The sequence below is a fragment of the Streptomyces sp. NPDC056948 genome, assembly GCF_042674225.1.
GTDB classification, from domain to species: Bacteria; Actinomycetota; Actinomycetes; order Streptomycetales; family Streptomycetaceae; genus Streptomyces; species Streptomyces purpurascens.
On record NZ_JBHUQX010000443.1, the window covers coordinates 1 to 7,362 of the forward strand.

The window sequence follows — 7,362 nt, forward strand, 5'->3', positions numbered from 1 at the left end:
TTCGCCGCCGGGGACGTGATCCTCGTACACGACTTCGGAGGCGGCACCTTCGACGCCGCCGTGGTGCGGATCGGGACCGGGCGGCACGGGGCACCGCACGAGGTGCTCGGTCACGCCTCGCTGGAGGACTGCGGGGGCCGGGACCTGGACGCGGCGCTCCTGCGGCATCTGACCGAGCGCCACACGGGCCTCTCCGGCGTACCGGAGGACGCCGACGAGGTCACGGCGCTGCGAGGCGGGATCGCGACGGGCGATTTCGTGCGTGAGCTGAAGCACGACCTCAGCACCGCCGGCCAGGTGGAGGACCTTTCCCCCGGCGGTGATGTCGTACTGCTGGAGCGCGCCGTACTGGACTCCATGGCGGACAAACTGATCGACCGGACCGTGGAATGCTGCCGCGACCTGCTCGCGAAGGCGGATGTCCGGCCGGAGGGGCTCGCGGCCGTGCTGATGGCCGGCGGCAGCAGCCGCAGCCCGGTGGTCCGGGAGCACCTCGAACGGAACTTGGGCGTCCCGGTGCGGCACGTGGAGAATCCCCAACTCGCCGTGGTGCGGGGGGCGGCGGCCTGGGCCTCGCAGGCTCCGTCCCGTGAGCTGCGGCCCACCGTCAGGCCGCCCGGGACGGAACCTCTGGCATGGACGGTACCGGGGGGCTCCGGGGTCTTCCTCGGTCCGGTGGTCGCGGAGGGGGAGGCGTACGAGGCGGGCGCCGTGGTCGCGGACGTACGGTCGGTGGAGGGCACCCTGCACCGGCTGCGGGCGGAGCGAGGCGGCGAGATCCGGCGCTGGCACGCGGAGCCGGGCGGGCGGTTCCTCTCGGGGGACTGGCTGGTCACGACGGCGGAGGCGGCACCGGATACCCAGGTGCCGCTGCTGCAAGCAGCCGCGAACGAGGTCAGGGCGATCAACTGGACCAGGGAGGGGACGCTGAGGCTCGCGTTTGCGCACGGTGTGCGGGAATGGGCGGAAGGCAAGAGAGCGCGAACGGTCGCGGCGTACCGCCTGCCGAAAGGGGAAGCACGGTTCGAACCCGGGGCCGAGGCGTTGATGGTGGCCGACCCGGACTCCCGGACCGCGCTCCTTCTCGCGCTGAACGGCCAACGGGCGGGGCGTGAACGGGTCGGGCTGGTTCCCTCCGGCTGCGCCCGAGGCGTTCGCGTAGTGCAGGCGCTGCCCGTGGGTCCGGACCACCTGGTCGTGGCCGTCACACAGAATCCGGATGCGCCGAAGCCCTCGGTCTCCCTCTGGACGATCGACACCGCTCGCGGCGAGGACCGGCACGTGCTGAACCTGACGGCCCGGAAGGCAGCGGTACCTGAGCAGCTTCTGATGGGCTCGTGTTCAGGAAGGCGCGACGTCGTCTGGGCGTCGAAACAGGCCGCTGTCGCGCTGGTGGCGTGTGGCGAGGGCGCCGGGCGGATCGTCGGGGAGAGGCCCCTCGCCCTGCGCAGGAATCTGCGGATAGCGGCCGTGCACCCCGACGGCCCGGTTGCGGTGACCGAATCGTCCCTGCACGGCCGGTCCGCGACCACGGCGACGATTCGAGTAGGTGAGGCGGAGCTGACGACAACTGCCCCGACCGCCCTGGAGTTCTCACCGGACGGCCGGACCCTGGCGATCGCGCTGAAGACCGGCTGGTGCCGGATCGTGGACAGCACCTCCTGTGCGCCCGTCACCGAACTCGCCCACTCCCCCGCCCCGATCACCCATCTCGCCTGGTCCCACGACGGAACCCGACTGGCCCTGGCCGGTGGCGGAAAAGTATCCGTGTGGAACGGGGAACTTTTCCGCCATTAGACCGATCTATGGGCCATCGGACGTCGGTTCTCCGCCACGCGGTCGGCGGACGCGACTGACGAGGGCACACCTGTGGGGGGTTGGGGTTGGGGAACGTGATGTCGCAGGACCTGACGGGTCTGGGCGACGAGGAACTCGTACCGCGCGCGGTGAAGGGCGACCGGCACGCGCTCGAACAACTACTGCGCCGGCATCGCACCACGGTGCTGACCGTGTGCGCGGGCATCACCGGCAACCGGGAGGACGCCCTGGACGCCTGCCAGAACGCGCTGATCCGCGTGACCGGCGCCATCGGAGGGTTCCGCTCCGAGGCCCGCTTCACGACGTGGCTGCGCGCCATCGCCGTCAACGCCGCGAAGGCCGAGATCGCGCAGCGGGGCCGTCGCCCGTGCCCCGTCGGCGACGACTTACTGCCCACGGAGCCCGTCCGTGCGGTGGACGGACGCGTCACCGACGGTCTGCGCGTGCAGCAGGCACTGGCCGCGCTGGACGTCGACTTCCGCGCGGTCGTCGTCCTGCGGCATCTGTGCGGGTGCAGCTACGAGGAGATCGCGCATGTGCTCCGGATACCGATGGGCACGGTCAAGAGCCGTCTGTCCCGGGCCCGGCTGGATCTGCTGGAGCTGCTCCGGCTCGACGACACAACCGATGCCCGCCCCGTTTCGAAGAGGAGACCGAAATGAACGAGGAACGGCGGGACCACCTGCCGAACCCCCCGGAACCACCGGACAACCCGGACCCGGAGACGGTGGCCACGCCCGAGATCCTGGCCCGGCTGCACGCCCTGCTCACCGTCCTGCCCCTGCCGCAGATCGACGACGTGTCCTGGGACACGCTGGTCGCCGAAGCGCTGGACCACATGCCTGCCCGTCAACTCTGAAGCCTTCCGTACGGCCCGAATGAAAGGCGGCTCCCGCCCCATGGCGCACGAACCCGTACTCGCCATCGACTTCGGCACCTCCACCTCGGCCGTGGCGCTGCTCGCCGACGGCCGGGTCCGCATGGTCAAGGAGCCCTCGGGCGATTCCTGGGCGTGGCCCTCGGCCGTGTCCTGGGAGGGGTCACGGCTGCTGGTCGGCACACCGGCCGAGCACCGCAAGGCCATGTACCCGTCCTCCTTCCGCAGCGAGTTCAAACGGAACCTCGGCGAGAGCACCCCACTGGTGCTCGGCGACGCCTCCTATCAGGCGCAGGAGCTGGTGACCGCGCTGATCTCCGCCATGCGTGGGGAGGCGGAACGGCTGTACGGCCGGCCCATCACCCGGGCCGTGCTGACCTGCCCCGCCTCCTACGGCCCCGGTGACCCGCGCCGCGGCCTGCTCATCGGCGCCGGCGAGGCGGCCGGTCTCACCGCCGTCGATCTGCTGCCCGAACCGGTGGCCGCGGCGTTCGCCCCGCTGGCCGGAACCCCCTTCGAACCGGGACGCCTGGTTCTGGTGTACGACTTCGGCGGCGGCACCTTCGACGCGGCACTGATCAGGACCACGGCGCAGGGCGACCCGGACGGGACCGTGGAGGTGCTGGGACACGCGGCCCTGGACGACTGCGGCGGCCACGACATCGACGTCCTGCTCGCGGAGGAACTCGTACGGCGCGGTGGTGCCGCGCTCTCGTCCTGGCTGCACCCCGGACCGGAGCAGGACGACGAGAAGGGCGGCGGCAAGGCGTCCGCGAGGTCCTCCGCGAAGTCCTCCGGCCCGCCGGCGAACGCGGATGACGGGCTGCGGCGCACTCTCGACCTCGGCGATTTCGCGCACCGGTTCAAGCACCGGCTGAGCGTGGAGGCGGAGATCGAGGACTACTTCCGCTCCGCGGGCCTGCCCGTCGGCCTCGACCGCGCCCGGCTTGCCGAACTCACCGCGCCCCTCCTCACCCGTACCGTCGCCCGCTGCCGGGACCTGCTCGACCGCTGCGGGCAGAACGCCGACCGGCTGGCGGCCGTTCTGCTGGTCGGCGGCTCCACCCGGATGCCGGCCGTCAGGGACGCGCTGGAGCAGGCGTTCCCCGGGCTGCTGCGCGGCGTGGAGGACCCGGAGCTGGCGGTGGCGCAGGGCGCGGCCGCGTGGGCGGGGGCGGCCACCGAGCGGTACTCGGTCGCCGGACGGCCCGCCGGGCACACCGTCCCGCTCTCCTGGGAGCTGCCGGGCGGAACCGGGAAGTTGCTGCAGTGGTACGTCGGACCCGGCGACGACTACCCCGCCGACGCGGTGTTCGCCCTGGTCCGGCTGATCGATGGCGGGCTGTGGGAATTACGCGGGGACGGGCACGCCGGTACGGTGGCCCAGCTCCACTCGGAGGCCGGCTCCGAGGTCTCCTCCGGCGACTGGCTGGTCACGACCGGACGGGGCGAGCCGTCGGGGCGGCGACGGCGGCGCGACACCCGCGCGAGCGCCATGCCGTCGTGGGAGGACCTCGCGCCCCCGCCGAGCGCCGCCCTGCCCATCGGCGACGGCGCCACGGCGTTCGGACGTGTACTGCTGGTGCCCGGTGGCCGCCATGTCGTGACCCAGCACGGCGAGGAGACGGTGTGCTGGGAAAGGAACCCGGACGGGCTCAAGCGGCTGTGGGAGCTCTCCTCGGTCTTCCGGGTGATGTCCGGCGGATCCTCGCGGGCGCTCCTGGCCGTCGTACCGATGGAGGGCGGCGGCCACGCCCAGAAGGTCGACGTGGTCGACGTCGTCTCCGGTGAGACACATGGATCCGTCCCCTTCGACGGGGCCTGCCTCACGGCCACCTTCTCCTCCGACGGCACTCGGCTTGCCGTACTCAACAATCAGCGGCGCCTTCGGATCTCCGGTCTCGCCGACGGAGAGGTACCCAACGAGACCGATCTGTCGCGCTACAGCATGACGGGTGAGCAGCTGGTCCTCGATCCGGCGCTCGAGTTCGCCGCGTTCCCGGTCGGCAACCAGGTGATCATCTGCCACGTACAGGGTCGTCAGCTCGCCCAGCCCTCGCACCTCACCGTCAATGACCCGCGCAAACTGCTCGCCCTGCCCTCAACGGCCGGCTTTGCTTCGGGGTCGAGCGTCCCGCAGGCGGTGGACGTGTGGAGTTTCGGCGGTCACGCCTTCCGCTTGCACGACCTGGCCCTGGTCAAGCCGCACCTCATCGCCGTCAGCGCGGACGAACGTCTGCTCGCGGCCGCCGACCCCGGCGGTGTCATCGCGGTCTGGGAGCTTCCGCCGCCCGCGCCGGGGACAGCCGACGAGCCCCTGGAAGTCCCCCGTTCCACACAGCGCATGCTGCTCCCCGGCCCCCTCCACGACCTGGCCTTCGGCGCGGACACCGCCACCCTGATCGCCGCCACCGACCGCGAGATCCACGTCTGGGATCTCTGACCTGTGACCAGAGGGGATCTCCGCCTGGGATCTCCACCCAAAGGAGGGGACGGCAATGGCCGACTACGAGTCCATCCGCGATGAGATCCTGACCGTCTTCGACACCATCGTCGAGGTGGCCCGGGACCGGGCCGCCGAGCAGACGACGGACCGGCTGTACGGGGCGCAGGAGCGGCTGCGCTCCGGCGAGCTGACCGTCGTGGTGTGCGGGGAGTTCAAGCGCGGCAAGTCCAGCCTGCTCAACGCGCTGCTGGACCGCCCCAACATCCTCCCGGTCGACCACTATTTCGCGACCTGCATCGCCGCCACGATCCGCCGGGGGGAGACCGAGGCCGCCGACGTCACCCTGAAGGCGCCGGACGGCTCGCTCGTCGTACGGCCCATCAGGCTCGACCAGATCGGCGAGTACGCGGCCGAGAGCGGCAGCCGGAAGGACGAGGCGGTCCTCCTCGACCTGAGGCTGGACTCCCACCGCCTCAAGTCCGGTCTGGTGCTGGTGGACACCCCCGGAGTCGGGGGCGTCTACCACGAGCACACGCTGGTGACACAGGAGCAGTTGCCCACCGCCGACGCGATCGTCTTCGTCATATCGGCCGAGGAACCGCTCACCGAGAGCGAGACGGTCTTCCTGCGCGAGGCGGCGCACGCCGTGAAGGCGGCCGACCACCCGGACGCGATGTTCTATGTGCTCACGAAGTCGGACCGGAGGGCGGACATCGACACCGACCTGGCCGCCAACCGCAAGAAGATCGCCGCGATCACGGACAGGTCCCCCGACGACGTGCTGATCGTGCCGGTCTCCAGCAAACTCAAGCAGCAGTATCTGGCCGGGATCGGCGGCGACGATCCCGAGCTGCGCGCGGAGCTGCTCCACAACTCCGGTTTCCCCCAGCTCGAGGAGGTCCTCTGGGCGAGGCTGGCCCGCCACCGCGCCCGGGTCCTGCTCGGCGGCGCGCTGGGCGAGGCGGACGCGGCCGTCCGTACGCTGCTGGATCCGCTGCTGGCGGAGGAGAGCGCGCTGCGCGACACCAGCAGGGCCCGGCTGGACGAGCTCAACCGGGAGACGGAGCGGGAGTCGGCCCGGCTGGCGGAACTGTCCTCCGGCGCGGCTCCTTGGCGCAAGCGCCTGGAAGACGAACTGGACGGGCTGCGCGCCAAGGTGAGCGAGCGCACGGCGCGTGAGTTCGACCGGGTGTGGAGCCGGGCGGAGACGGAGTACCTCTCGGTGCGCATGCATCTGGAGCAGCCCGACCTGCTGGCCCTTCGGGTCAACGGCGACCTGGGAATGGCCCGTACGACGGTCACCGAATGGGCCGCACGGCGGGCCGCGGAGCTCCAGCGGGTGCTGGCCCGGGACATCGGCCTGGAGCTGGGCGGCAGCGAACTCGGCGAGATGCCGGCGCCGCCCGTGGTGGACCTCGCCGCGTTCGGGCGGCTGCACCGGCCCACCGAGCGTGTGGAGCACGTGAAACCGGCCACCTACCGCAAGGAGACCAGGACCAGGGAGAAAAAGCGGGCCTCCGGCCCTCCGCCGTCCGGGTTCTGGAACAAGGTCAAGCACGGCTGGAACCGGACCAAGGACTTCTTCTCCCCGGTGTACGAGACTTATGAGAAGAAGGTGCTCGACACCCCGGAAGAGCGTTGGTACGAGACGGTCGAACGGGAGATCCCGGAGCACGTCATCGAGCAGCGGCGACGTGAGCTCGCCGACTCCATCCAGCGGGCCCGGCGCGACCAGGCGCCCCGGATCGAGCAGGCCGCGCAGGAGGCGATCGGCGACTTCTCCAGGGACATCACAGCCGAGTTGGACAGCCGGATCGCCCGCGAACAGGAACGCACCGCCGACACCCTGAAGCGGCTGAAGCAGAGCGCCCGGCGCACCGCGGAGGAGGCGACCCGACGGCTGGGCGAACTCGAGACCGAACAGCGGCCGCTCAAGGACGGCCGCGAGCGGATCGCCGCCCTGGTGCGCGCGGTCAACCGGCTCGCCGACCGCCGGCCCGGCTCCGGACCGTACTCGGAGGGCGAAGCGGCATGAGCGACGGCCTGGCCGGCCGGGTGAAGGCGGCCTTCGACTCCGCACTCCGGCTGATGGCCCGTGGCGGCGGCTCGGCGGAGGTGCTGCGGGCCGCGTTCGAGGCGGAACGGGAGCGCGCCGGGAGGAAGATGAGTGTCGCCGTGGTCGGCCGTATCAGCACCGGCAAGTCCACGCTGGTCAACGCGC

Annotated in this window: 6 protein-coding genes; all 6 read left to right on the forward strand. The window is 71.5% G+C overall.

The window, feature by feature from the left end; genetic code table 11:
* On the forward strand, nucleotides 1-1,797 hold a 1,797-nt coding region (locus ACFTZL_RS37600; protein WP_382592711.1), incomplete at its 5' end, for an Hsp70 family protein.
* A 98-nt stretch (nucleotides 1,798-1,895) separates the two neighbouring features.
* Nucleotides 1,896-2,480: an RNA polymerase sigma factor gene (locus ACFTZL_RS37605; RefSeq protein ID WP_382592713.1), complete on the forward strand. Its 585-nt coding sequence runs from the start codon at nucleotides 1,896-1,898 to the stop codon at nucleotides 2,478-2,480.
* On the forward strand, nucleotides 2,477-2,677 hold the full coding sequence (locus ACFTZL_RS37610) for a hypothetical protein (RefSeq protein WP_382592716.1): 201 nt from the start codon (nucleotides 2,477-2,479) through the stop codon (nucleotides 2,675-2,677). The genes ACFTZL_RS37605 and ACFTZL_RS37610 overlap by 4 nt, the downstream gene beginning before the upstream one ends.
* A 40-nt stretch (nucleotides 2,678-2,717) precedes the next feature.
* Nucleotides 2,718-5,138, forward strand: a complete 2,421-nt coding sequence (locus tag ACFTZL_RS37615; protein WP_382592719.1) for an Hsp70 family protein — start codon at nucleotides 2,718-2,720, stop codon at nucleotides 5,136-5,138.
* Nucleotides 5,139-5,193: 55 nt separating this feature from the next.
* The gene (locus ACFTZL_RS37620; protein WP_382592722.1) at nucleotides 5,194-7,176 is read left to right on the forward strand and encodes a dynamin family protein; all 1,983 of its coding nucleotides are present in this window, start codon (nucleotides 5,194-5,196) and stop codon (nucleotides 7,174-7,176) included.
* On the forward strand, nucleotides 7,173-7,362 hold a 190-nt coding region (locus tag ACFTZL_RS37625), incomplete at its 3' end, for a hypothetical protein (RefSeq protein WP_382592725.1). The genes ACFTZL_RS37620 and ACFTZL_RS37625, both read left to right, overlap by 4 nt.

Excerpts from the sequence above, each read along its gene's own strand:
- ACFTZL_RS37605 (WP_382592713.1), top strand. The coding sequence starts at position 1,896 with ATGTCGCAGGACCTGACGGGTCTGGGCGACGAGGAACTCGTACCGCGC.
- ACFTZL_RS37610 (WP_382592716.1), top strand. The coding sequence starts at position 2,477 with ATGAACGAGGAACGGCGGGACCACCTGCCGAACCCCCCGGAACCACCG.
- ACFTZL_RS37615 (WP_382592719.1), top strand. The coding sequence starts at position 2,718 with ATGGCGCACGAACCCGTACTCGCCATCGACTTCGGCACCTCCACCTCG.
- ACFTZL_RS37620 (WP_382592722.1), top strand. The coding sequence starts at position 5,194 with ATGGCCGACTACGAGTCCATCCGCGATGAGATCCTGACCGTCTTCGAC.